Raw genomic sequence first — 23,890 nt, 5'->3', positions numbered from 1 at the left:
AGCCCCTGCTGACGCAGACCGCCCAGTCCTTGCGCGACGCGGCGACGACCCGGTGTCCGCCGCGCTCGTGCTCTCCTGGTCGTCGGCGTTGCGCCGAAGGGTCGTCGCCGCGTCGCGCAAGGACTGGGCGGTCTGCGTCAGCAGGGGCTCGAGCCGGCCGTCCCACTGGCCGCGCTCCTGCTCCGCGTCGGGTCCGTACCAGGGCACCGAGTGGAACGAGCCGCGGACCTTCGAGCGCGCCTGGTCGAGGACGCCGGCCCCGCCGTCGAGGCTCGTGGCGAGGTCGCGCAGTGCTGCGACGTCGGCGCCGTACATGACCACGGGCGAACCTCTTTCAACCGGCAGGGAGTCCTGGACGAGGACACGCTACGTGACCGCGCCGGATCGCGACATGGGGAGGAGTCCCCAGGTGGGGCCCCGACGCGGGTCAGCCGACGACGCGCACGGTCCCGGGCAGCCGTCCGTCGTCGCTGATCCTCGACAGGTGGTCGAGGACCACGCTGTTGTCGGTCGTCTGCCCCAGGAGGCCGCCGACGACGGCGTCGTAGGGCTTGCGGGTGGGGTCCTGGCCGTACGCCCCGTCCATGACGATCGAGGCGAGCGGGTCGTTCATGTCGACGACCTGGGTGGCGCCGTTGGAGCCCGTCATGAGCTTGCCGAAGGCCTGGTCCGCCAGGGCGCGCTCGTCGTGGCCGTCGAGCGTGATCTGCAGCGTCTGGCCGGCTTCTGCGCGGCCCCCGGCGGCGTCGAGGTACCCGTTGTTGATGATCCCCGCGGTGTCCTTGTCGAGGTCGATCGACACCGTGAGACGTGAGGCGGACAGGTCCTCGACCCCGTTCGCGTCCATCGCACGCTCGTACTCCATGCGTCGCGAGTCGTCGTCGAACGCCACCTGCCCGGACCACGAGACCGAGCCGTCGGGTCGGGTCACCGCGACGCTGTCACCGACCGACGCGACGTGCTCCTTCGACATCTCGTGACCGAACAGGGTGAGCTCCGCGGTCGATCCGCTCGTCCCGTTCCAGCGGGAGACCAGGGCCGACTCGGAGACGCCTGGACCGTCCTGCGACGGGAGCTCACCGCCCGCGAGGTAGCGCGCGTAGGCAGCGGACCCCTCGGGGGTCGAGACGTCGAGCACCGCGGTCTGCATCGCGCCGGTCTCGTGGGAGCCGGTGCTGCCCACCATGGCCTTGAGGACGTCGAGGTCGAGCCCCACGGCCCCCGAGCGGTCGAGGCTGCTCGTCGGGCCGGTCGTGACGCGGACGTGGTTCTCGTCCAGCCGCTCGACCGCCTTGCTCATCCCCTCCGAGGTCCCGATCGACTCCTCGTAGGCGAAGATCTCGAACGAGCCCGCGAAGTCGGAGCTCGTGAAGTTCTTGCTGTCGAGCGTCACGCTGCCGCCGACCGGGATGCTCCGGGGGTCGGTCGGGGAGACGCCGCGCGGATCGAACGCGGGATCGCCGGCGACGGCGTCGGGGACCGTGGTCTCGAAGGCCATCTCGTACCCGTTCCCGTAGGAGACCGAGGCGCCGACGTGCTCGATCTCGGCCCCGCCGGAGACCGTGAGCGACCCCTTCTGGGAGCCGGCGTAGGTCGTGAAGCCGTCCTCGGAGTGCATCGTTCGGGTGATCTCGGCCGCCGCTGAAGCGCCGAACTCGAGAGTCGCGCCCTTGACCGCGAGCGCCGACGAGAGACCGCCGCCCGCACCGACGGTCGTCGTGCCCGTCTCGGGGTCGTACGACGCGTCGAACGAGCCGCTCGTGGTGTTGGTGATCGTGGCGGGTGTCCTGATCGACCCGTCGGGGTTGCGGACGGCGTCGTCCTGCGCGTTCTCGCCTTCCAGCGAGAACGAGAAGCCGGGCCGGCCGGGCGCGGACCCCTGCGCCGACCCGGTCGTCGGCGTGGTCGGCGCGGTGGAGCCTGGGCGCCCGCTCGAGGTGCCACCCCCGTCGGCGCTGCTCGTGCGCTCCTGGTCGTCGGCGTTGGCGCGCAGGCGCCGTGCCGCCTCGCGGAGCGAGGTCGACGTCCTGGTGAGCGCGGGTTCGAGCTGGTGCTGCCAGTCGGCCCGGTACTTCTCGGCGCCAGGGCCGTGCCACGGGACGGATCCCAGCTTGCCGCGGAGGCCCGTCCGCGAGCCGTCGAGCTCTTCGGCCCCGGCGTCGAACGTGGTGGCTAGGTCACGGAGTGCAGCGACATCTGCGCCGTAGAACGTCAAGATCTTCCCCCTGGTCGAGATCGCTGCACCGCGCAGCGGCATCATCCTAGGGGTCGGGCGTCGTGGCCCCGGCAGCGCTGCCTCGCCACCGGTGTCGTGCCGAGAAGTGAGCAGGTGCCCCTGATCCGACGGGATCAGGGGCACCTGCTCACTTCTCGGCGGGCTGGAGCCCGGAGGGAGAGGTCAGGCGGACCGGCGCGCCTCGCTGGGGCGCGACTCGTTCCACAGCCGGTCGAGCGCCGTGACCACGTAGGTGTAGCGGCGTCCGGTGAGCGCGGTCTCGTCCACCCAGTCCTGCACGACGTGCCCAGAGGTGCGGACGGTCGCGACGAGGTTGGCGGCGTCCTCGATGTCGATGCGGCGGGCGTCGCCCTCGACCCGGTAGATCGCGAAGGCCGTGGCCCGGGTCCTGCGAGGGCCCGTGTCGTTCCAGTGCAGCCGGACGCCCTCGGGGACCCGCCGGGCGTTGGCGAGGACCGGGACGCGCAGCGGTGAGACCCCGAGCCGGGGCATCGCGGGCACGAGCGCGGGGTGCCGGTAGTGGTCCTCGAGCACCCGGGTCATGGAGCCCTGCGGGTCGGCGGGGACGTGCTTGGCCGAGAAGTAGACGTTGCCCAGCACGGGCGCGACCTCGGCGTCGACCTGCTGCGTGAAGGTCAGGTGGTTCGACATCTCGGCAGGGTCGGTGAAGACGCCCGACGTGACCTTGTAGAGCGCCTCGCCCACGAAGAGCTGCGTGCCGGACTGCGCCGCGACCTCGGCCCACCACGGCACGAGCTGCGCGTAGTCCGCGACGGCGAGCCCGATCTGCCAGTAGATCTGCGGGTTGATGTAGTCGAGCCAGCCCTCGGTGACCCACTTGCGCGTGTCGGCGAACTGCATGTCGTAGGACTGCGAGCCGCTCGTGGCCGAGCCGCGCGGGTCGGTCGTGGCGTTGCGCCAGATCCCGAACGGGCTGATCCCGAACTTGACCCATGGCTTGGTCGCCTTGATGCGCTGCGAGATGGACTGCACGAACGTGTCGACGTTGTGGCGGCGCCAGTCCTCGACGGTCGCGAAGCCCGCGCCGTGCGTCGCGTAGGTGTGCGCGTCGGGGATGGTCTGCCCCGCGACCGCGTAGGGGTAGAAGTAGTCGTCGAAGTGCACGCCGTCGAGGTCGTAGTTCTCGACCGAGTGCAGGATCGCGCGCTGGATGTGCTCCTGGGCCTCGGGGATGCCCGGGTCGAAGTAGAGCTTGCCGCCGTAGGCCCACACCCACTCGGGGTGCTGGCGGGCAGGGTGCTCGGGGACGAGCTGGGCGGGGTCCGCCTGCATCGAGACGCGGTACGGGTTGTACCAGGCGTGGATCTCGATGTTGCGCCTGTGCGACTCCTCGACGACGAACGCGAGCGGGTCGTAGCCGGGGTCCTTGCCCTGGGTGCCGGTCAGGTACTGCGACCACGGCTCGTAGGGGCTGGGCCAGAACGCGTCGGCCGTGGGCCTGACCTGCACGAACACGGCGTTGAGCCGGTACTGCTGGGCGACGTCGAGCCAGTGCAGGTACTCGGCCTTCTGCTGCTCGGCGCTGAGCCCGGCGGCCGAGGGCCAGTCGATGTTGACGACGCTCGAGATCCACATGGCGCGCAGCTCGCGCTTGCGCGGCACAGGGCCCGACGGCGCCGCTCCCGTCGCAGGGACGGGTGCGGTCGCGGCTGCAGCGGGGGAGAAGGAGCCGATCGTCACGCTCAGCGTGCTGGCCGCGACGCCGGCGGTCGCGAGCGTGAGGAAGCCCCGCCGGCCGAGGCCGGTGACCTCGGGCGAGGGGGTGGTGGGAGCGGGGGCGACCGCGATGGGGTCGCTCGGGTGGTGCGTCATGTCCATGCCTCCGTTGGTACGGGTCAGATGCATGGAAGAGAATTTCACAGTTCTTACTCATTGTGAAGGATTGCGCCATGGTCGAGGTGTCGCGCGGCGGCTCCTGCTCGGCCGAGAACGAGGTTGCGGTCGCCAGGGGGCAGATCGTGACCGCAACCTCGTTCTCGAGGCTGCTCGTGCCTGCTGACGACCGAGGAGTCCGCCGCCGGAGTGTCGGCGCTTCGCCGGGGCGCAGGCGGCGCACCGCGAGCTCCTGGGTGCCACGACCGGGGTCTCCGGGTCGCGCGGTGACCTGACCCCGTCCTGAGGCTGCCCGCAGCGCCTCCCGGTCATGCCGAGAAGTGAGTAGATGCCCCTGATCCGAGCGAATCGGGGGCATCTACTCACTTCTCGGCAGCGCCGATCGTCACCACCGCGCGTTGGCCGCGAGCTCCAGCGCGACGTCCTGCCACCACGCCCCGGCGGCGGGCCCACCGTTGCAGGCGCCGTCGCTCTCGCCCGGCAGCTTGACCCACAGGAGCGCGGCCAGGTGCGTGCCGTCGTCGACGAGCCGTGGTCGCTCGCCGAGGGCACGGCCGCGCGGGTTGCACCACTCGCCGTTCGACCCGTTGCCGTTGCGCGACGTGTCGATCACGAACGGCTTGCCACCGACGAGCGCCGACACCTGCTCGCCGTAGGCGCGTGACTCGGCCGTGGTCCGGTAGTTCGAGGTGTTGAGCGCGAACCCCTCGGCATGATCGAAGCCGACCTGCTGGAGCCGGGAAGCCACCTCGCCGGCACTCAACCAGGCCGAGTGCCCGGCATCGATGTAGACGTGCGCGCCGGCCTCGCTGAGCACCTGTGCCGCATAGTGCAGGTAGCCGACCCTGTCTCCCTGCCCGGAGCAGTCGCCGAGCTGGGCGAGGGCGTCGGGCTCGAGGACCACCCAGGGTTCGCCCTGGATCCCCGCCGCGACGGTGTCGATCCAGCGCGCGTACTCGCTCGTGCCGACACCCCCTGCGGAGTGGTTGCCGCAGTCGCGTCCGGGGATCGCGTAGACCGTCAGCAGGGGCGTGCGGCCCGCAGCCACGGCGCGACCCGTGTAGTCCGCGACCTCGTCGCGGGCGTGCGCGGCGTCGTCCCAGTTCCCCACCCAGTACGACTGAGGGGTCAGGGCGATCTTCTCCAGCAGGGTCCGCGTGGTGCCGGAGGACGTGCTCCAGGCGGTGTACGCCTGGGTCGTGGTGTCGACGTAGAGGGCAGACGGCGTCGGCGTCGGCTCCTGCGTGGGTTCTGTCGTCGGCGTGACCTTCCCCGTGCACACCGTGCCCCCGAGCGAGAACGACACCGGGACGGAGTTTGCGCCCTGCCATGACCCGATGAAGCCGAACGACGCGCTGGCCCCGGTCGCGAGCGCCCCGTTGTGGGCCACGTTGCGGACCACGACCGAGCTGCCGGTCTGCTGCGCGGTGCCGTTCCATGCCTGGGACACCTGTTGGCCGTCGGCGAAGGTCCAGGCCAGCTCCCAGGAGCTGACGGGCGAGCCGAGGTTGGTGACGTCGACCGTTCCTTGGAATCCGCCGGTCCACTGGCTCGAGACGGCGTAGTCGACGCGGCACCCGTTCGTGGGCGCGGCCTGCGCGGCCGTGACCGCGCCTGCGGCAGCCACGACCAGCCCGACGGCGACCACGGAGGCGGTCAGTGCGGTGCGTGTTCTGGGGTCTGGCATGGTCCACCGTTCCTCGCCGTGCGGGACGGCCGGCCTCGTCGCCGTCCGCCGTCCGGACGCGCTGCCGGGGGCGGCGTCGGACGGCTCGAGGTTAGGTCGGGGGTCCGGGCTCCGGGCAGTGGGTGAATCGTTTAGGTCCCGTTCGCCGCACGCCTGTGAGGTGCCGAGAACGAGGTTGCGGTCGCTATCCGACGGATAGCGACCGCAACCTCGTTCTCGGCAGCCCGAGCGAACCCGGACTCAGTCCAGGTACTCGCCCACGAGCTGCTCCGCGATGCCCGTGTACGTGCCCGGGGTGAGGTCGGTGAGGCGGCGCGTGACGTCGTCGGGCAGGCCGAGGCCTTGGACGAACTCCCGCATCTCCTCGCCCGTGAGCCGATGCCCGCGCGTGAGGTCCTTGAGGCGCTCGTACGGGTTCTCCATGCCGGGCACGCCCGCGACCGAGGCCGCGCGCATGGCCGACTGGATGGGCTCGCCGAGCACCTCCCAGTTGGCGTCGAGGTCCGCGGCGAGCAGGTCCGCGTTGACCGCGAGGGCGCGCAGCCCGCGCGAGACGTTGTCCACCGCGAGCAGCGAGTGGCCGAACGCGGGGCCGATGTTGCGCTGCGTCGTCGAGTCCGTGAGGTCGCGCTGGAGGCGCGAGGTCACGAGCGTCGAGGCGAGCGTGTCGAGCAGCGCCGAGGAGATCTCGAGGTTCGCCTCGGCGTTCTCGAAGCGGATCGGGTTGACCTTGTGCGGCATGGTCGAGGACCCCGTCGCACCCGGCACCGGGATCTGCTTGAAGAAGCCGAGCGAGATGTACGTCCACACGTCGGTGCTGAGGTTGTGGAGGATGCGGTTGAAGCGGGCCATGTCGCTGTAGAGCTCGGCCTGCCAGTCGTGCGACTCGATCTGCGTCGTGAGCGGGTTCCACGTGAGGCCGAGGCTCTCGACGAAGGACCTCGAGACCGCGGGCCAGTCGACGCCGGGGACCGCGACCGTGTGCGCGCCGTAGGTGCCCGTCGCGCCGTTGAGCTTGCCGAGGTACTCGGCGCCCTCGATGCGGCGCAGCTGGCGGCGCAGGCGGTGCGCGAGCACGGCGAGCTCCTTGCCGAGCGTCGACGGCGTCGCGGGCTGGCCGTGCGTGCGGCTCAGCAGCGGGACGGCCGCGTGCTCGCGCGCCATGTCCGCGAGCTGGTCCGCGAGGGCCGTCGCGGCGGGCAGCCACACGTCGCGCACCGCGCCCTGCACCATGAGCGCGTACGACAGGTTGTTGATGTCCTCGCTCGTGCACGCGAAGTGCACCAGCTCGCCCGCCGACGGCAGGACCGTGCCCTCGCCCAGGACGCTCGGGGCGGCCTCGAGGCGACGCTTGATGTAGTACTCGATCGCCTTGACGTCGTGCACCGTGACGCGCTCGATCTCGCCGAGCTCGGCGATGCCCGCTGCGTCGAAGTCCGTGACGATCGAGCGCAGGTACGCCTTCTCGGCGTCGCTCAGCGTGGGCGCGCCCGGGACCACGGGGCCTTCGGTGAGGGCGATGAGCCACTCGACCTCGACGTGGAGGCGCTCGCGGTTGAGCGCGGCCTCGCTCAGGTGGTCGACCAGGGGCGCGACGGCGCCGCGGTAGCGCCCGTCGAGCGGGCCCAGGGCGATGGGAGGGGTGATGTCGGCGAGCGGGGCGCGCTGGGGGGTGGTCACAGGCGCGGCGGAGTCGGCGGAGTCCGTAGGCATGTCGCCATTCTCCCACGGGTGCCCGACGGCGGAGCGGGCGTCTCGCGGTCGGGCGGCGGGAGGGCAGACACCGGCAGCGAGGCCACCTGGCCGTGCACAGGCCCGGCGCTGACGACGCTTCTCCACAGCCGGGCCTGACGGCCGGACGGAGCGCCCGGGGACGACCCTACGGTCGTGCGCATGTCGACCCCCGCCCCTCTCCCCGGTGCCACGTCCGCCTGGTCTCCTGCCCTCGAGGTGGTCGATCCACGGCCCGAGCTGCAGCAGGCGGCCGCTCAGGCGGCCGCAGCGATCCCCCTCGTGAACCAGAGCGCAGCGATCGCCTGGCGGGGCGACGCCTCGGAGGGGTATCGGGCCGTCGTCGAGGAGACCGTCCGCGAGCTGCACCGCGTGGACTGGGTCGCGGACGGGGCCGTGGGAGCGGCCACGAGGTACGTCCGGACCCTCGAGACCGCGAACGCCGAGGCGAGCCTGCGATGAGCGGGACGTCCGACCCGACCGCGGGGATCGTGGTCTCGGGAGGCGTCACGTTCGTGGAGACGGCCGACCTGGTCGCGGCCGCGCTCGTGGTCGGGCTGGCCGTGCAGCGCGTCGATGCCGCGCTCGTCGAGGCGCGCCGCGCGCACGGCCTGGTCAGCGGGTCGCTCGCCGGACCGTCGTCGTCGGTCCGCTGGGTCGACGGGGCTGCGGCCTGCTACCCCGGTGCGCCCTCGCTCGGAGGGGTGCCCGGCTCCTGGGTGCCGGTGCCGGCGGAGGTCGTCGCGGCCCGCGCGGTGCTGTTCGAGGAGATCGTGGCTCTGACCGATGCGCTCGTGTCGGCCGAGGGGATTCTCCAGGGCCTGATCGACCGCCTCCGGAAGGCCGCCGGGATCTACGAGGAGGGCGAGTCCGGTGCCGAGGCCGTGGTCTCGTGGCTCGCGAGCGTGCCCGGGGTGGGGATCGGGGTCGTGATGGGCATGGGGGTCGTGGACGTCGTGAAGGGCGTGGCGACGGGTCACGGGATCCAGCTCTCGCGGCTCCTCACGGGCTCCGGCGCCTACCACGACGAGGCCGTCCGGGGATCGAGCGTGGGCATCGTCAGGCAGGTGCCTTGGGCGGGCCTGGCGGGGACGTCGAGCGTGGGCCAGGCCGCGGGGGTGCTGCGCGGGGTGTCGCAGTCGTACCGGGGGTTGTTCGCCCGGGACGTCACGACGACCGAGCTGCAGGGCGACGCCCTGCCCGCGGGGTTCACCAAACCGGTGGCGCACAGCGCCGAGGCGCTGCTGTCGGGGATCGACGTGGTCTACGGCAAGGGCAACGACCTCCCCGACTCGGTCGTGTCGGTCGAGAAGTACGTCGGGGCGGACGACCGTGCGACCTGGGTCGTGACGGTGCCGGGCACACAGCTGGGGAGCTCGACCACCCCGTTCAGCATGACCTCGAACTTCGACCTGGTGCAGGGCGCCGACGCGGACAGCACGGCGTTCGTCCTCGAGGCCATGCGGCAGGCCGAGATCCCTGCCGGGGAGGAGGTCGTGATCGTGGGGCACTCGCAGGGAGGCATGGTCGCGATGGCCGTCGCGACCGCGGCGACGGATGCCGCCGCGGGGGCGGGCACCACCGGGGCTCCGGGGGGTGCCGCCCGCTACGACGTCCGGCACGTCCTGACCGCCGGTGCGCCCGTGGGCGGGGCGAGCCTGCCTGCGGGCGTGCGGGGCACGCACGTCGAGATCGAGCAGGAGGGCGTCTCCCAGCTCGACGGCACTGACAACCCCGTCGGCCGGGACCGCGTTACCGTCCGCGCGGACCTGGAGGCCCAGGGGGCACCTGGTACCGGGGGGAAGGTGCCGCACGGCGTCCCGTTCCACGTCGCGGTCCTGGGCCGGGCGCGCGAGGTCGGCCAGCCGGGGCTCACCGACAACCTCGCCGCGATCGACGAGGCCGTGTCGGGGCAACGCGTCGAGGCACGCTACTTCCGCGGGGCGCTCGAGCTCGATCCCGCTGCCGCGGCTCGCGCTCTGACCCCGCTCGGGGCGGTCGGGGTTCTCGTCGAAGGGCTCGAGGAGTCGCGGGGTGGCTGAGGCACGGCCACGACGGCGGTCCGCCGTGGACGGTTCAGCGAGACAGGTCGACGCCGGCGGCGAAGCGCCGCTGCCAGGGGGTCTCGACCGCCCGCTCGCGGTAGTGCGCACGGACCCAGGCGACGGCGTCGTCGCCGGGGATCCCGGCGAGCCGGGCGAGGATCGCCATCGCGGTGCCGGTGCGGCCCGTGCCGCCGTCGCACGCGATCTCCACCCGCGACGAGGCCGAGCGTTCGAACGCGTCCCGGAGCGCTGCGACCGCGTCCGACGGCGAGCGGGGGAGGCGGAAGTCCGGCCAGCCGATCCACCGCGACTCCCAGGCGACCTCGACGTGCGGCCGCGCGGTGAGATAGAGGCCGAGCTCCGGGGCCTCGGTCAGGTCAGGCGGTCCCGCGTGCAGGCCGCGACCGCGGACACGGCGCCCGTCGGGCAGGACGACGAGCCCGTCCGCCGTGTGGCTCCACAGGCCCATGGGTGTCCCTCTCCAGGGTCGGCGCCGGTCCGGGGCGGGTCCTGCCGACGGGCTCGGCCCGCGCTCGGCCCGGGCGCGCGGTCAGACCCGCGACTTGGGCGCGACCACCGCGGAGATCGCGAAGTTCAGGACACCGATGATGAGCGCGGCGAGCATCGCCCACCAGAACCCGCCCTCGATCCGGATGCCCCAGTCCGTCTGCTCGGTGATCCACGCCGTGAGCATCAGCATGAGGGCGTTCACGACGAGCGTGAACAGACCCAGCGTGAGGATGTAGAGCGGGATCGAGATGACCTGGACGATCGGCTTGATGATCGCGTTGACCAACGAGTAGATGAGGGCCACGGCGAGGACGATCACGATCTGGCCGCCGACGGAGTCGGAGCCGACGATCTCGAAGTGGCTGCTCATGAACAGGCTCGTGAGCCAGATCGCGATGCCGGTGACGATGACGCGGATGACGAAGCTCATGCGTGTCATCCTGCCACCGCCCGCTGGGAGAGGTCGCCCGCACACGCGGTCGCCCGGTCGCCCGCAGCACCCGGCCCGCGAGGTGAGCGGCGCCGTCGGGCTGCTGGGCGGGGTGGCATCCTGGAGGGCGTGACCAGCCCCACGCCCTCCGTGCCCACGTCCGCACCAGCGTCAGCGTCCCAGGCCCCCCGCGTGCCCCTGCGTGCCGCCGTCGCCGCCCTGCCGGCCTACGTGCCGGGCGCGCGCCTCGCGCCCGGGTCGAGCGCGTTCAAGCTGTCGTCCAACGAGAACCCCTACCCCCCGCCCGCCGCGGTCGTCGCGGCCATCGTCGACGCGGCCGCGGACACCAACCGCTACCCGGACATGTACGCGACCGACCTGACCGAGGCCCTCGCGACCGACCTGGGCGTCGACGCGGCGCAGGTCGTCGTGGGCAACGGATCGGTGGCCGTGCTCGCGCACATCCTGTCGGCCGTCGTGGACGCGGGCGACGAGGTCGTCTACCCGTGGCGCTCGTTCGAGGCGTACCCGATCGCGGTCGCGGTCGCGGGCGGCACGTCGGTGCGCGTCCCGGTGACCCGGGACGGTCGCCTCGACCTGCCAGCGATGGCCGCGGCGATCAGCGACCGCACGCGGGTGGTCCTGGTCTGCACGCCCAACAACCCGACGGGCCCCGTGGTGCACGCGGGCGAGCTCGACGCGTTCCTCGCGTCCGTGCCGGGCGACGTCCTGGTGGTCCTCGACGAGGCCTACCTCGAGTTCGTGCGCGACCCCGAGGCTCCCGACGGCCTCGCGGTCCTCGCGGCGCACCCCAACGTGGTGCTGCTGCGCACGCTGTCCAAGGCCTACGGGCTGGCGGGGCTGCGCGTCGGCTACGCGGTCGCCGAGCCGGCGCTCGCGGCGGGCATCCGCGCGGTCTCGACGCCGTTCGGCGTCTCGCACGTCGCGCAGCGCGCGGCGCTCGCGGCGCTGTCGGTCAAGGACGAGCTGCTCGAGCGCGTCGAGCACCTGGTCGCGCGGCGCGAGCGTCTGGTCGAGGGTCTGCGCGACCAGGGGTGGGACCTGCCGGGGACGCAGGCGAACTTCGTGTGGTTCCCCCTCGGCGGCCCGACGGCGGAGCTCGCCGTGGGCGCGTCGGCCGCGGGTCTGCTGGTGCGCCCGTTCGCGGGCGAGGGCATCCGGGTGAGCGTGGGCGAGGAGGAGGCGACCGAGGCGTTCCTGCGGGTCGCGGCCGGCTGGCGGTAGCCGGTACCTGTTGCCGGAGGGGTCCACCGAGAGAAGACTCGCGTCATGGACACTCCCACGGTCGACCAGATCCCGGACGAGTACAGCTGGCTCTTCGGCACCGCAGCCCTGATCATCTGGGCCGCTGTCGCGATCATCTTCCTGATCGCCTACATCCAGATCATCCGGAAGGCCGGCTACTCGGGGTGGTGGGTGCTCGTCGGGATCGTGCCCCTGCTGAACATCGTGATGTTCCTGGTGTTCGCGTTCTCGACGTGGCCCGTCACGCGCGAGCGCGACGCCCTGCGGGCGCAGGCCGGGTACTCCAGCACGTACCCGCCGGGCTGACTCCCTGGCCCCCGGACATCGCGGGGGCAGACCCCCGACCGTCCGGCCGACGCGCGAGCGCGCGTCCGGCCGGACGCGCGCCGGACCTGACGGATTGTGCCAACGCTCCGCTCCGCTGCGCCCCGTGAGACGGGGGAAAGGGCCTCGGGTCGTTGGAGGGAACCTCCAAAGACGGGCGGGCCAGGTTTGTCCTCCAATGGCGGAGGAAGCTACGCACTCGTAGCCTACGCTTGCGTAAGCTACGGTAACGTAGGTTCGGTCGGAGACGACCGAGGACCGACCCCCCGAGCGACCCAGGCCCCCTGCCTCCGGCCGCACCCAAGGAGAGCGTGTGAACCAGCAGAACACCGCCGTTGCAGCAGATCCCGAGGTCGGGTCCTCCGCTGAACCGCAGGTCGACACCGGGGCCGGTCTCCCGGTCGACGCGGAGCTCCTGCAGCTCCTGACCCCGGCCGGCGTCCGGGTCGAGACCCCGGAGAACGCGGCCTACCGCGAGCGCGTCGCCCACCTGGACGCCGACGCGCTGCGCGGCCTGTACCGCGACATGGTCCTGACCCGCCGGTTCGACGACGAGTCGACGTCGCTCCAGCGCCAGGGCGAGCTGGGCCTCTTCCCGCAGTCGCTCGGCCAGGAGGCCGCGCAGATCGGGTCGGGTCGCGCACTGTCCCCGCAGGACTACGTCTTCCCGTCCTACCGCGAGCACGGGGTCGCCCACACGCGCGGTCTCGACCTCGCCGACATCCTGCGCCAGTTCCGCGGCGTCGACCACGGCGGCTGGGACCCGGAGGAGCACAACTTCCACCTGTACACGCTCGTGATCGGCTCGCACACGCTGCACGCGACGGGGTACGCCATGGGCGTCCAGCGCGACGGCCTGGTCGGCACGGGGGACCCGGCCAAGGACACCGCGGTCGTCACCTACTTCGGCGACGGCGCCACGTCCCAGGGCGACGTGAGCGAGGCCCTCGTCTTCGCCGCGGTCAACAACGCGCCGCTCGTGCTGTTCTGCCAGAACAACCAGTGGGCCATCTCCGAGCCCACGACCAAGCAGTCGCGCGTGCCCATCTACCAGCGCGCGCACGGCTTCGGCGTCCCGAGCGTCCGCGTCGACGGCAACGACGTCCTCGCGTGCTACGCCGCGACGGCCGAGGCGATCGAGCGGGCCCACTCGGGTGGCGGCCCCACGTTCATCGAGGCGTACACCTACCGCATGGGCGCCCACACCACCTCGGACGACCCCACGCGCTACCGGACCTCCGAGCAGGAGGCGGTGTGGCGCCGTCGGGACCCCATCGACCGCCTGCGCCTCCTCCTGGAGGCCGAGGGCGCCTGGGACGAGCAGTGGGCCGCGGCCCTCGCGGCCGAGGGCGACGCGCTCGGCGAGCGCCTGCGGACGTTCGTCCGCGGCCTGGGCCGCCCCTCGACCGAGTCCATGTTCGAGCACGTCTACGCGACCGAGCACTCGGTCGTCACGGCCGAGCGCCAGTGGTTCGAGGAGTACGAGGCGTCCTTCGCGGACGACGGCGCGTCCCGCACGCACGACCAGCACGGAGGAGCACGATGAGCGCGCCGACCACCACGGCAACCACCACGTCCCGCCTCACGCTGGGCAAGGCCATCAACGAGGGCCTGCGCGCGTCGCTCGCGAGCGACCCCAAGGTCCTGCTCATGGGCGAGGACATCGGCCCCCTCGGCGGCGTCTTCCGCGTGACCGACGGCCTCCAGGCGAGCTTCGGCGAGGACCGCGTGGTCGACACGCCGCTCGCGGAGTCGGGCATCGTCGGCACGGCGATCGGGCTCGCGCTGCGCGGCTACCGGCCCGTGTGCGAGATCCAGTTCGACGGCTTCATCTTCCCGGCCTACGACCAGATCACGACCCAGCTCGCCAAGATGCACTACCGCTCGCGCGGTCGTCTCCAGCTCCCCGTGGTCATCCGTGTGCCGTTCGGCGGCGGGATCGGCGCGGTCGAGCACCACAGCGAGAGCCCCGAGGCCCTGTTCGCGCACACCCCCGGACTGCGCGTCGTGTCGCCCTCGACCCCGCAGGACGCCTACTCGATGATCCGCGAGGCCATCGCGTCCCCGGACCCCGTGCTGTTCTTCGAGCCCAAGGGCCGCTACTGGGACAAGGGCGACGTCGTGCTCGACGGCCCGGTGGGCGACTCGACGCTCAACTCGGCCGTCGTGGTGCGCGAGGGCACGGACCTCACGCTCGTCGCGTACGGCCCGACCGTCCCGACCGCGCTCAAGGTCGCGGCGGCCGCCGCTGCCGAGGGCACGAGCATCGAGGTCGTCGACCTGCGCAACATCTCGCCGCTCGACACCGCGACCGTCGTCGCGTCGGTCCGCAAGACCGGGCGCTGCGTCGTGGTGCACGAGGCCGCGACCTACCTCGGCTCGGGTGCGGAGATCGCCGCCCGCGTGACCGAGGAGTGCTTCTACTCGCTCCAGTCGCCCGTGCTGCGGGTGGGCGGGTTCCACACGCCGTACCCCGTCGCCAAGCTCGAGCACGAGTACCTGCCGAGCCTCGACCGTGTCCTCGACGCGGTCGACCGCGCCATGTCGTTCTAGGCCCGGACCTCTCGGCCTGCCCGGCCCGTCGCACCACCCCCTGACCACAGCACCACGATCACCCGAGGAGCAGGCAGTGCCCACCTTCGAGCAGTTCAAGCTCCCTGACGCCGGCGAAGGACTCACCGAGGCGGAGATCGTGCAGTGGCACGTCGCCGTGGGTGACGAGGTCACGGTGAACCAGACGATCGTGGAGATCGAGACGGCCAAGTCGCTCGTCGAGCTCCCGTCCCCGTACACGGGTGTCGTCGCCGAGCTGCTCGTCGCCGAGGGAGACACGGTCGAGGTCGGCGTGCCGATCATCGTGGTCGACACCGACCCGTCGGGCGCCCCGTCGGCCGGGGCCCCGTCGGCCGGGGCCCCGGCCGCGGAGCCCGCGGCGGTGGAGTCGTCGGGCAGCGGCGCGGTGCTGGTCGGCTACGGCGTCGCCGAGCAGGCGAGCGCGCGCCGCCCGCGCCGTGGCGCCTCGGTGGCTGCGGCGTCCCCCGCAGGCCCGACGGCGGAGCCCACCTCTCCCGCCGCCGCGCCTGCCGCTCCCGTCGCCGCACCGGCGGCCGCCGCACCCGCGCGACCCGCGCCGTCGGGCCCCATCCGCGCCCTGGTCTCGGCCGCGACCGCCGGACGCACCGTCCTCGCCAAGCCTCCCGTGCGCAAGCTCGCGCGCGACCTGGGCGTCGAGCTCGCGTCGGTGCCCGCGACCGGGCCCGGCGGGATCATCACGCGCGAGGACGTGCTCGCCTACAGCGCGCGCTCCGGGCCGCGCACGCTCGCGACCTACGCGGGCGACGACTCGCCCTGGCTCAGCGACGCCGGTACCGGCTCCTCGGTGACGCCCGACGGTCGCCAGACGCGCGTGCCCGTGAAGTCGGTGCGCAAGCGCACGGCCGAGGCCATGGTCCAGAGCGCCTTCACGGCCCCGCACGTGACCGAGTTCCACACGGTCGACGTCACCAAGACCATGAAGCTCGTCGCGAAGCTCCGCGAGGACCGCGAGTTCAAGGACGTGCGCGTCACGCCCCTGCTCATCACGGCCCGCGCCCTGCTGCTCGCGGTGCGCCGTCACCCCGACATCAACGCGAGCTGGGACGAGGCCGCCCAGGAGATCGTCTACAAGCACTACGTGAACCTGGGGATCGCGGCCGCCACGCCGCGCGGGCTCGTCGTGCCCAACATCAAGGACGCGCACCGCCTCGACCTCAAGGGGCTCGCGCAGGGCCTGTCCGACCTCACGGCAACGGCCCGCGCCGGGCGCACCACGCCCGCCGACATGTCCGACGGGACCATCACCATCACCAACGTGGGCGTGTTCGGGATCGACACCGGCACCCCGATCCTCAACCCGGGCGAGGCCGCGATCCTCGCGTTCGGTGCGATCCGCGAGCAGCCGTGGGTCCACAAGGGCAAGATCAAGAAGCGCTGGGTCACGCAGCTCGCGCTGAGCTTCGACCACCGTCTGGTCGACGGCGCGCTCGGCGCCTACGTCCTGAGCGACGTCGCGAAGATCCTCGAGGACCCGGCCCAGGCGCTCGTCTGGGGCTGACCACGGTCGGCTGACGAGGGCGCGGCGAACGGGGGAGGGAAGACCGGGCGTCCTCCCGTCCCCCCGTCGCCGCCGTGCCCGTGCGCTCCGGACCACGGCGCGCCAAGATCAGTTCGTGGAAGCCTGGATCGTCGAGAACGAGCTGGTCCTGACGTTCGTCCTGAACTCGCTCATCGCGATCGGGACGCTCGCTGCGGTGGTGTGGGCCGTGTGGTCCACACAGCGTGAGGTCAGGCGAGGTGAGACGTACCGACGCGAGCACCTCGACCAGGAGGAGCGGCACCAGGCGGAGCGCGTGACCGCGTGGGTCAGGGAGGCTCCCGAGGTCCTGGTCCTCGCGGACGACGACGAGCTGGACGGCGACCAGAACGACGGGCTGCGCGTCCTGCGGGTCATCAACACCTCCGACGCCCCCGTCTACGACGTCACGCTGCGCACCCTGGCCGGCGCCGGGTCGCCCGCGTACGTCGGTCGCTACCTCGAGGTGCTCGTGCCCGCGGACAAGGCCACCGAGATCGAGATCCCCGCGACCGGCATCGCCACCTCCGAGGCCGAGGTGGTCCTGATGACGTTCTCCGACGCGGCCGGTCGGTGCTGGGAGCGCGATGCGCACGGGGTGCTCGTGCGGCGCGCCGACCTCGACGCCGTGCACCGGCGGGTCACGGGGCCGTGACCCGGACGGCCGCTCGCGCAGGCATCGGGGCGGCTCTCCTGCGGAGTCGGTGCCCGGGGCGTCGGGCTCCAGCAGGCCGGCTCAGGCCGGGGCCCGCGCGGGCATCGCTCCCGGGCGCAGAGCCGGTCTGGACCGGGGGAGGACCACGGGACTGCCCGTGTCCGGGTCCGGGATGACGCGGCAGGGCATCCCGAACACCTCCTCGACCAGCTCCTCGGTGACGATCTCCTCCGGAGCCCCCTCGGCGACGATCCGCCCGCCCTTCATCGCGATGAGGTGCGTCGCGTAGCGAGCCGCGTGGTTGAGCTCGTGCAGGACCGCCACGACCGTGCGTCCGTGGGCGCGGAGCTCGGCGACCAGGTCGAGGAGCTCGACCTGGTGCGCGATGTCGAGGTAGGTGGTCGGCTCGTCGAGCAGCAGGACCTGCGTCTCCTGGGCCAGGACCATCGCGATCCACACGCGCTGCCGCTGCCCGCCCGAGAGCTCGTCGAGGGCCCGGTCGCGCAGGTCCGTGACTCCGGTCGCGACCATGGCGTCGGCCACGGCCCGCTCGTCGGCGCGGGACCAGCGTGACAGGAGCGACTGGTGAGGGTAGCGCCCGCGCGAGACCAGGTCCGCGACCGTGATCCCGTCAGGGGCGAGCGCCGTCTGGGGGAGCAGCCCGACGACGCGCGCGAACTCCCGCGCGTGCCACGCGTGGACGTCGCGGTCGTCGAGCGTCGCTGACCCGTCGGTCGGGCGGAGCAGGCGCGCGAGGGCGCGCAGCAGCGTCGACTTGCCGCACGCGTTCGGCCCGACGATCACCGTGAACGAGCCGTCCGGGATCGCGACGTCGACGCCCTCCAGGACGCGACGGTCGTCGTACCCGACGTCGAGGGCGGTGCCGTGCAGTCGGGTCATCTGGGGGTCCTTGGTCGAGGAGGGGCGAGAGCCGGTCCGGTGGGTGTCGGCGAGGGCGTGGGAGAGGTCATGACCGCCCGGTCTCGGCGGCGAGCAGCCACAGCAGGTACAGCCCGCCGATGCTCACGGTCACGGCACCGACGGGCAGGGGCAGCCCGGGGATCGCGTGCTGCGCCACGACGTCGGCGAGACTGAGCAGGAGCGCACCCACGAGCGCGGTCGAGACGAGCCCCACGGTGCCGTCGGCGCGCGTGAGGCGCCGCGCTGCCTGCGGGGCGGCGAGGGCGACGAACGCGATGGGGCCGGCCGTCGCGGTCACGAGGGCCGTGAAGGCGATCCCGACCACGATGAGCAGGACCTTGGACCGCTCGAGCCCCAGGCCGTGGGTCGCGGCGGCGTCGTCGCCGAGCTCGAGCTGGCGCATCCTCGGTGCGACGACGACCGCGACCAGGCACAGCACGAGCATGACGGCGAGCGGCGGCCAGGCCTGCGGCCACCGGACCCCGTTGAGTGTCCCGGCGCCCCAGACCGCTGCCCGCAGCGCGAGGTCGACGTCGACCTTCACGAGGATCCACGTGTTGACCGAGGTGAGCATCGCGCTGAACGCGATCCCCACGATGATGAGTCGGAAACCCTGCACCCCTCGCTGGAACGCGAACACGTAGACGAGGAGCGCGGTCGCGAGCCCGCCGACGAGCGAGCCCGTCGCGACGGCCGCCCAGCCCGCGCCGCCCAGGAGCATCACGACCAGGACGCCCGTGTACGCGCCCATGTTGAGTCCGATCACGTCGGGGCTGCCCAGCGCGTTGCGGGTCAGCGACTGGAACATCGCCCCGCTCAGCCCCAGGGCGGCGCCGAACGCGATCGCGAGCACGGCCCGGGGCAGCCGCCAGTCGACGACGACGGTACGGGTCGCCCGGGTGGTCTCACCGAAGAGCGCCTCGAGGACCGCTGCCGGGCGCAGGGTCGTCGACCCGAGGCTCAGCGCGGCGATCAGGGTCGCCACGAGGGCGAGCACGAGCGCCGCGCAGACCACGACCGTCCGTCGGTCGACGCGGAACGAGAGCAGGTCGCGCGGGGTGCGCACGACGAGAGCGCGTCGAGCGGGATGCGCGGCGACGGGAGCGCGGTGGCTCTCCTGCTCGACAGCGGTCACAGGCCCCTCACGTTCTTGCGGCGGACGAGTGCGACGAGCACGGGCGCTCCGACCAGTGCGGTGACGATCCCGACCTCGAGCTCGGCGGGACGGACGATCAGGCGCCCGAGGACGTCCGACCCCAGCAGGAGGACCGGGGCGAGGACCGTGCTGAACGCAAGGATCCATCGTTGGCTGGGGCCCGTGAACCACCGCACGGTGTGCGGCACCATGAGACCGACGAAGCCGATCGGTCCCGCGGCGGCCGTCGCGGCTCCGCAGAGCAGGGTCACGGCGACGATCGTCACGACGCGGGTCGTGCCGATCCGCGCGCCGAGCGACCGTGCCAGGTCGTCGCCCAGCGCGACCGCGTCGAGCGATCGCCCGGCCAGCAGCGCGAGCAGCAGGCCCGCCGCGACGAACGGCAGGATCGCCGCGACCGTCCCCGGCGGGCGGTCGGTGATGCTGCCCGTGCCCCAGAAGCGCATGCGGTCGAACGTCTCGGGCGAGAGCAGGGTCAGGGTCGAGGAGATCCCGGTGAGCACCGCGCCGAACGCGATGCCGACCAGGGTGAGCCGGAGCGGGGTCGCGGCCGCTCCACGGGAGGCCAGGCCGTACACGGCCACGGTCGCGAGGACCGCGCCCGCGAACGCGAAGGGCAGGTACTGCCCGATGCTCGTGACGCCGAAGACCGCGATACCCAGCACGACGCCGAAGCTCGCCCCCGCGTTGACGCCGAGGATGCCGGGGTCCGCGAGCGGGTTGCGCGTGAGCGCCTGGATCAGCGCTCCCGACACGCCGAGCGCGGCGCCGACCAGGACACCGAGGACGGTCCGTGGCACGCGCAGCTCGGTCACGACCAGGTGGGCGTCGGAGCCGTCCGGGGCGCGCAGCGCGTCGAGGACCACGTCGAAGGGCACGGCGCGTGCCCCGACCACCAGGCTCACGAGGCAGACGGCGCCGAGGAGGACGATCGAGAGCGCCAGCCCCAGGGTTCTGGAGCGCCAGGTCCGCGTCGACCGCGCCCGAGGCCCCAGGGGCGCAGGGTCGCGGACAGTGCTGGTCCCCGTGGGGTCCGCGGTGCCGTCCGCCGTGAGGTGGTCGCCGAGCGTGCCGGCGGGTGCGGGGGAGAGGGCGCTCACGCGGCGGGCTCGCGGACGGCGAGCTCGCCGTGGGGGTCGGTCATGAGCCGCTCGAGCGGGATGCCGCACTCGCGGCTCAGGGCCTTGAGCAGTCCGTGCCGTGTCGTGAAACCGGCTGTGTGCACGGCCTGGTGCACGCTCTCGCCGTTGCGGAGGCTGACGATGGCCCGGTTGAGGCGCGCCTTGGTGCGCCACCGGGCGAAGGTCAGGCCCGTCTCCTCGACGAAGAGGCGCTGGACGTGGCGCACGCTGAGGAACTGTCGCTCGGCGAGCGCCTCCAGGGTGCCGTCGAAGCTCGCTGCCTCGACCGCGATCGCGTGGGCCGCCGGGTGCTCGGGGAACGTCAGCGGGAAGTACTCCTGGGTGATCGAGCGCAGCACGTCCTCGAACGCCGCGCGGAACGGGAGTCGCTCCTCGTCGGTCTCGGGGGCGGCGCACAGCACGACCATGACGAGCTCGGCGAGCGCGGGGCTCGCCCCGAGGACGCGGATCCGCCCGCCGGGAGGATCCGCGTCGGGCGACAGGATGGGCCCGATCACCATGCTGTCCTCCGCGAGCGTGAGCCCGTGCTCGACCCCCGCGGGGATCCACGCGCTCTGCCCGACCTGGAGCAGGATGTCGTGCCCTTCGACCGCGAGCGTGCCCCTGCCGGCGATCACGTAGACCAGGTGGGGCTCGTCGTGGACGTGCGGCGGGTGCCCCAGGAAGCGCAGGGCGTTGGTCCGTGCGACGGCTCGGCCGAGCTCGACGAAGGTCATGGTCTTCCTTGCCTGGATTGGTCGCGCTGGCGCGTCGGATGTCATTCTGGTCGCGCCTAGACTGACTTAGGTAAGGCTACGCTAGCCGAGCCTGACCCCACCTTGCCAATCGGCTGCGTCACCGCGGAGCCCCACACAGCACGAGGACCCATGCTGCGCCTCAGAACTCCTTTCCTTGCCCTGGCGACCTCCGCCGCGCTCGTCGCGCTGGCCGGCTGCTCGACGACGGTCGACGAGCCCGTGGGCTCCGCCGGCACCGCCGCCCCGAGCGACGCACCCGACCGGGTCGTCACGACCGACCAGGGCGACGTCACGATCCCGGGCGACCCGCAGCGGGTCGTCGTCCTCAACTCGGCGCTCGCCGGCTCGCTCTTCGCGCTCGACGTGCCCGTGCACGCGACGATCCCCGAGGTCCCCGGTCCGGGAGGCGGTGACTACCCCGAGAGCTGGGCGAAGGACGCCGAGGCCGACGGCACCGTCATCCTGCCCTGGGGCGAGGACGGGTTCGACTACGAGGCGATCCTCGCCGAGGAGCCGGACCTGATCGTGGGTGGTGGGCAGGGCTTCCCGGCCTTCCAGGCGACCCAGGCCTACGAGCAGCTCACCGAGATCGCCCCGACCGTGATCGTCAGCAACACGCTCCTCACCTGGCAGGACCAGCTCTCGTTCCTCGCGGAGGACGTGTTCGACGCCGCCGACAAGGAGAAGGACCTCGTCGCCGCCTACGAGTCCCGCGTCGCGGAGGTCGCGGCCGCGATCGAGCTGCCGCCGACCCCGGTCGCCTACGTCGTCCTCACCTCGGACGGGACCCCGTACTCCCTGCCGGAGACCTCTGCGCTGCCGCAGACGCTCGCGGCCGTGGGGCTCGAGCCGTCCCCCGTGATCGCTGACAACCCCGGGTTCGAGGCCTTCGGCACGGGCGACTCGTTCGAGATCTCGACCGAGCAGGTCAGCCAGGTCTTCACGGCGCCCACGGTCTTCACGTTCACGTTCAACGCGCCGTCGGGCGACGTCGCGACGCTCGCGCAGAACCCCGTCTACGCGGCGTTGCCCGCCTTCGCCTCGGGCAACGCCTACGACCTGCCGCACTGGGCGTACCGCGCGGACTACGTGCGCACCATGGAGCTCCTCGACGTCGTCGAGGACATGTTCACCCCGGCCGCCGGGTAAGGACTCCCGATGGCCCAGCACCAGCACGTCACCCACCCCATCGTCCTGCGACGTCTCGAGGTCAAGGAGGTCGTCGACCTCAACCCGCGGATGCGGCGCGTGACCCTCACGGGCCACGAGCTCGCGGGCTTCGAGCGCGACGGGCTGGACCTGCCGGCCCTGGTGAGCACGGGCTTCGACGACCACGTCAAGCTCGTGCTCGCCGAGGGCGGGGACGTCGAGTCCGCGCTGCCCGTGCAGCGCGCGCAGAGCATCGACTGGCCCGAGGCCCCGCACCGCCGCATGCGCGACTACACGCCGAGCCGCTGGGACCCGGTCGCGCGCGAGCTCGACCTCGACTTCGTCCGCCACGGCGACGGCCCCGCTGCGACCTGGGCCGAGAAGGCGCAGGTCGGGGACGCACTGCACATCGCGGGGCCCAAGGCCTCGATCGTCCTGCCCGAGGGCATCGACTGGGTGCTGCTCGCGGGGGACGAGACGGCGATCCCGTCCGTCGTCCGCTTCCTCGCCGAGCGACCGACCGAGTCCCCGGTCCAGGTCGTGCTCGAGGTCCGTCACCCGGACGCCGTCCAGGAGCTCGACCTGCGCGAGCGGGACACCGTCCGCTGGTCGGTGATCGGTGAGCACGCACCTTCCGCGCTGAGCACTGCGGTGACCGCGGTCGACTGGTGGCCCGGGAGCGTGTACGCCTGGGCGGCGGGTGAGGGCCGGTCGCTGCTGCCGCTGCGCCGCTGGCTCGCGCGGGACCGCGGGGTCCCGAAGTCGCACCAGAACGTCACGGGATACTGGACCGAGCAGCCGACGGCTGTGAGCACGACCGAGGTCTCGGGTCCCGCGCCCATGGACCCGCACGTGCTGCTCTCGCCCGTGCCGTGGTTCGCGAGCCGCGCCGCGCTGTCGCTCGGCCTGCTCGACGCGGTGGCCGACGCGCCGCGCCCCGTCGGGGCGCTCGCCGACGCCCTGGGGATCCCCGACCAGGCCATCGAGGGCCTCGTCGACTACCTGGTCGTGATCGAGGTCCTCCTGCGTGACGGAGAGGCCGTCCGGCTCGGACCCGTGGGGGAGCTCGTGCTCGACGAGGACGAGCTTCGCGGGGAGCACGACGACGGCCTCGAGGGCCGCGCGCTCGCCGCGCTCGCGGAGCTCGGTCCCGCGGTGGGTGCCGGCCAGAGCGCCTATGCGCGCCATCATGGTCGCTCGCTCTGGGCCGACCTCCAGGACGACCGGGAGCTGTTCGCCGACCAGCTCGGCGAGGCTCGCGGATTCCCGTTCGTCGTCCGAGGGCTCCCGGCGCTCGCTTCCTGGCAGGGGGCCCGGGCCGTGACGGTGACGGGGATCGGTGCCCCGACGCTGGTCGCGACCGAGGGGCTGGAAGAGGTCCGGTTCACGGTCGTCGAGCCGCCCGTCCCCGCCGCGGTGCTGCGCGAGCAGATCGCGAGCGCCGAGGTCCGGGTCGAGCACGGCTTCGAGCACAGCGACCTCGTCGTGGCCGCGCTCGCTCTGCGCTACCGGACCGACGACGAGGTGCGTGCGCTCCTCGCGCAGGCGGCGGCGAGCGCCGACCGTCTGCTCGTCGTCGAGGAGCTCACCGACCCGACCGTGGTCCCGACGGACCACGAGGCCGAGCACCTGCTGCTCCGGCTGTCGGGCACGGGCTCGCCGTCCCGCACGCCCGAGCGCATCGTCGCGCTGGCCGGGGACTCCGGCTGGGACCTGGTCCGGCTCACCTCGCTGGGGTGGAACTTCGAGGCGTTCGAGCTCACGCGCACGGGCGCGGAGAGACGCCGCCGTGCGTGGCCTCCTCGCTTGGCCCGGCCCGCGGTCAGCCAGGACGTCCAGGTGCCCGCCGACGGGACTCTCGTCCTCGGCCCCAGGGCCCGCGGCTGGGCACGGTCGGCACGTTCGAGGAGATCTCGCGGCACCACCGGGCGGTAGG

Annotated in this window: 20 protein-coding genes and 1 pseudogene; 10 read left to right on the top strand and 11 right to left on the bottom strand. The window is 72.7% G+C overall.

Annotated elements, in window-relative coordinates; genetic code table 11:
- The 5 genes and pseudogenes from OERS_RS05315 to purB form a co-directional block, all read right to left on the bottom strand.
- Window positions 1–321, bottom strand: a pseudogene (locus tag OERS_RS05315) (hypothetical protein); the annotation flags it as partial.
- A gap of 106 nt (window positions 322–427) precedes the next feature.
- Window positions 428–2,215 carry a WXG100 family type VII secretion target gene (locus tag OERS_RS05310; protein ID WP_139107707.1) on the bottom strand — a complete coding sequence of 596 codons (1,788 nt, stop codon included), beginning with the start codon at window positions 2,213–2,215 and terminating at the stop codon, window positions 428–430.
- Window positions 2,216–2,398: 183 nt separating this feature from the next.
- A complete protein-coding gene (locus OERS_RS05305; RefSeq protein WP_248948367.1) occupies window positions 2,399–4,102 on the bottom strand; it encodes a glycoside hydrolase family 10 protein in 1,704 nt (567 codons plus the stop codon).
- 373 nt (window positions 4,103–4,475) lie between these two features.
- Window positions 4,476–5,777, bottom strand: coding sequence for a glycoside hydrolase family 6 protein (locus OERS_RS05300; protein ID WP_068625000.1), 1,302 nt, complete (start codon window positions 5,775–5,777; stop codon window positions 4,476–4,478).
- A 240-nt stretch (window positions 5,778–6,017) separates the two neighbouring features.
- Window positions 6,018–7,490, bottom strand: a complete 1,473-nt coding sequence (gene purB / locus OERS_RS05295) for an adenylosuccinate lyase (protein WP_068624998.1) — start codon at window positions 7,488–7,490, stop codon at window positions 6,018–6,020.
- 180 nt (window positions 7,491–7,670) lie between these two features.
- Between purB and OERS_RS05290 the strand changes: the two genes are divergently transcribed.
- Both OERS_RS05290 and OERS_RS05285 read left to right on the top strand, forming a co-directional pair.
- Entirely contained in the window at window positions 7,671–7,970 is a 300-nt protein-coding gene (locus OERS_RS05290) for a hypothetical protein (RefSeq protein WP_068624996.1), read from the top strand.
- Window positions 7,967–9,550: an alpha/beta fold hydrolase gene (locus OERS_RS05285; RefSeq protein ID WP_068624994.1), complete on the top strand. Its 1,584-nt coding sequence runs from the start codon at window positions 7,967–7,969 to the stop codon at window positions 9,548–9,550. The genes OERS_RS05290 and OERS_RS05285 overlap by 4 nt, the downstream gene beginning before the upstream one ends.
- Before the next feature lie 34 nt (window positions 9,551–9,584).
- On the opposite strand, the gene OERS_RS05280 is transcribed toward OERS_RS05285, so the two are convergent.
- Both OERS_RS05280 and OERS_RS05275 read right to left on the bottom strand, forming a co-directional pair.
- On the bottom strand, window positions 9,585–10,022 hold the full coding sequence (locus OERS_RS05280; RefSeq protein ID WP_068624992.1) for a protein-tyrosine phosphatase family protein: 438 nt from the start codon (window positions 10,020–10,022) through the stop codon (window positions 9,585–9,587).
- An 81-nt stretch (window positions 10,023–10,103) separates the two neighbouring features.
- On the bottom strand, window positions 10,104–10,493 hold the full coding sequence (locus OERS_RS05275) for a phage holin family protein (protein WP_056644566.1): 390 nt from the start codon (window positions 10,491–10,493) through the stop codon (window positions 10,104–10,106).
- 192 nt (window positions 10,494–10,685) lie between these two features.
- On the opposite strand from OERS_RS05275, the gene hisC reads away from it, so the two are divergent.
- The 6 genes from hisC (at window position 10,686) to OERS_RS05245 (ending at window position 16,849) form a co-directional block, all read left to right on the top strand.
- Complete coding sequence (gene hisC, locus OERS_RS05270; RefSeq protein WP_248948364.1) at window positions 10,686–11,738, top strand: histidinol-phosphate transaminase; 1,053 nt, start codon at window positions 10,686–10,688, stop codon at window positions 11,736–11,738.
- 45 nt (window positions 11,739–11,783) lie between these two features.
- Entirely contained in the window at window positions 11,784–12,065 is a 282-nt protein-coding gene (locus OERS_RS05265) for a DUF805 domain-containing protein (RefSeq protein WP_200955864.1), read from the top strand.
- Between the two features lie 331 nt (window positions 12,066–12,396).
- Window positions 12,397–13,629, top strand: coding sequence for a pyruvate dehydrogenase (acetyl-transferring) E1 component subunit alpha (gene pdhA, locus OERS_RS05260; RefSeq protein WP_083201236.1), 1,233 nt, complete (start codon window positions 12,397–12,399; stop codon window positions 13,627–13,629).
- Entirely contained in the window at window positions 13,626–14,636 is a 1,011-nt protein-coding gene (locus tag OERS_RS05255; RefSeq protein WP_056644568.1) for an alpha-ketoacid dehydrogenase subunit beta, read from the top strand. Before pdhA ends, OERS_RS05255 begins: the two co-directional genes overlap by 4 nt.
- A gap of 76 nt (window positions 14,637–14,712) precedes the next feature.
- A complete protein-coding gene (locus tag OERS_RS05250) occupies window positions 14,713–16,176 on the top strand; it encodes a dihydrolipoamide acetyltransferase family protein (protein ID WP_068624990.1) in 1,464 nt (487 codons plus the stop codon).
- 115 nt (window positions 16,177–16,291) lie between these two features.
- Window positions 16,292–16,849, top strand: a complete 558-nt coding sequence (locus OERS_RS05245; protein WP_056644571.1) for a hypothetical protein — start codon at window positions 16,292–16,294, stop codon at window positions 16,847–16,849.
- Between the two features lie 81 nt (window positions 16,850–16,930).
- On the opposite strand, the gene OERS_RS05240 is transcribed toward OERS_RS05245, so the two are convergent.
- The 4 genes from OERS_RS05240 to OERS_RS05225 form a co-directional block, all read right to left on the bottom strand.
- Window positions 16,931–17,749 (bottom strand): ABC transporter ATP-binding protein, encoded by an 819-nt coding sequence (locus OERS_RS05240; protein WP_068624988.1) that lies wholly within the window; start codon window positions 17,747–17,749, stop codon window positions 16,931–16,933.
- 67 nt (window positions 17,750–17,816) lie between these two features.
- Window positions 17,817–18,905 (bottom strand): FecCD family ABC transporter permease, encoded by a 1,089-nt coding sequence (locus tag OERS_RS05235; protein ID WP_139107706.1) that lies wholly within the window; start codon window positions 18,903–18,905, stop codon window positions 17,817–17,819.
- Window positions 18,902–20,026, bottom strand: coding sequence for a FecCD family ABC transporter permease (locus tag OERS_RS05230; RefSeq protein ID WP_139107705.1), 1,125 nt, complete (start codon window positions 20,024–20,026; stop codon window positions 18,902–18,904). Before OERS_RS05230 ends, OERS_RS05235 begins: the two co-directional genes overlap by 4 nt.
- Window positions 20,023–20,784, bottom strand: coding sequence for a helix-turn-helix domain-containing protein (locus OERS_RS05225; protein ID WP_068624986.1), 762 nt, complete (start codon window positions 20,782–20,784; stop codon window positions 20,023–20,025). The genes OERS_RS05230 and OERS_RS05225 overlap by 4 nt, the downstream gene beginning before the upstream one ends.
- Before the next feature lie 150 nt (window positions 20,785–20,934).
- Between OERS_RS05225 and OERS_RS05220 the strand changes: the two genes are divergently transcribed.
- Both OERS_RS05220 and OERS_RS05215 read left to right on the top strand, forming a co-directional pair.
- Window positions 20,935–21,954, top strand: coding sequence for an ABC transporter substrate-binding protein (locus OERS_RS05220; protein ID WP_068624984.1), 1,020 nt, complete (start codon window positions 20,935–20,937; stop codon window positions 21,952–21,954).
- A 9-nt stretch (window positions 21,955–21,963) separates the two neighbouring features.
- Window positions 21,964–23,889, top strand: a complete 1,926-nt coding sequence (locus tag OERS_RS05215) for a siderophore-interacting protein (protein WP_068624982.1) — start codon at window positions 21,964–21,966, stop codon at window positions 23,887–23,889.
- Window position 23,890: the final 1 nt, after the last annotated feature.

This window comes from Oerskovia enterophila (assembly GCF_001692445.1).
Taxonomy (GTDB): Bacteria; Actinomycetota; Actinomycetes; order Actinomycetales; family Cellulomonadaceae; genus Oerskovia; species Oerskovia enterophila.
This window is presented reverse-complemented; position numbering and strand designations above follow the sequence as displayed.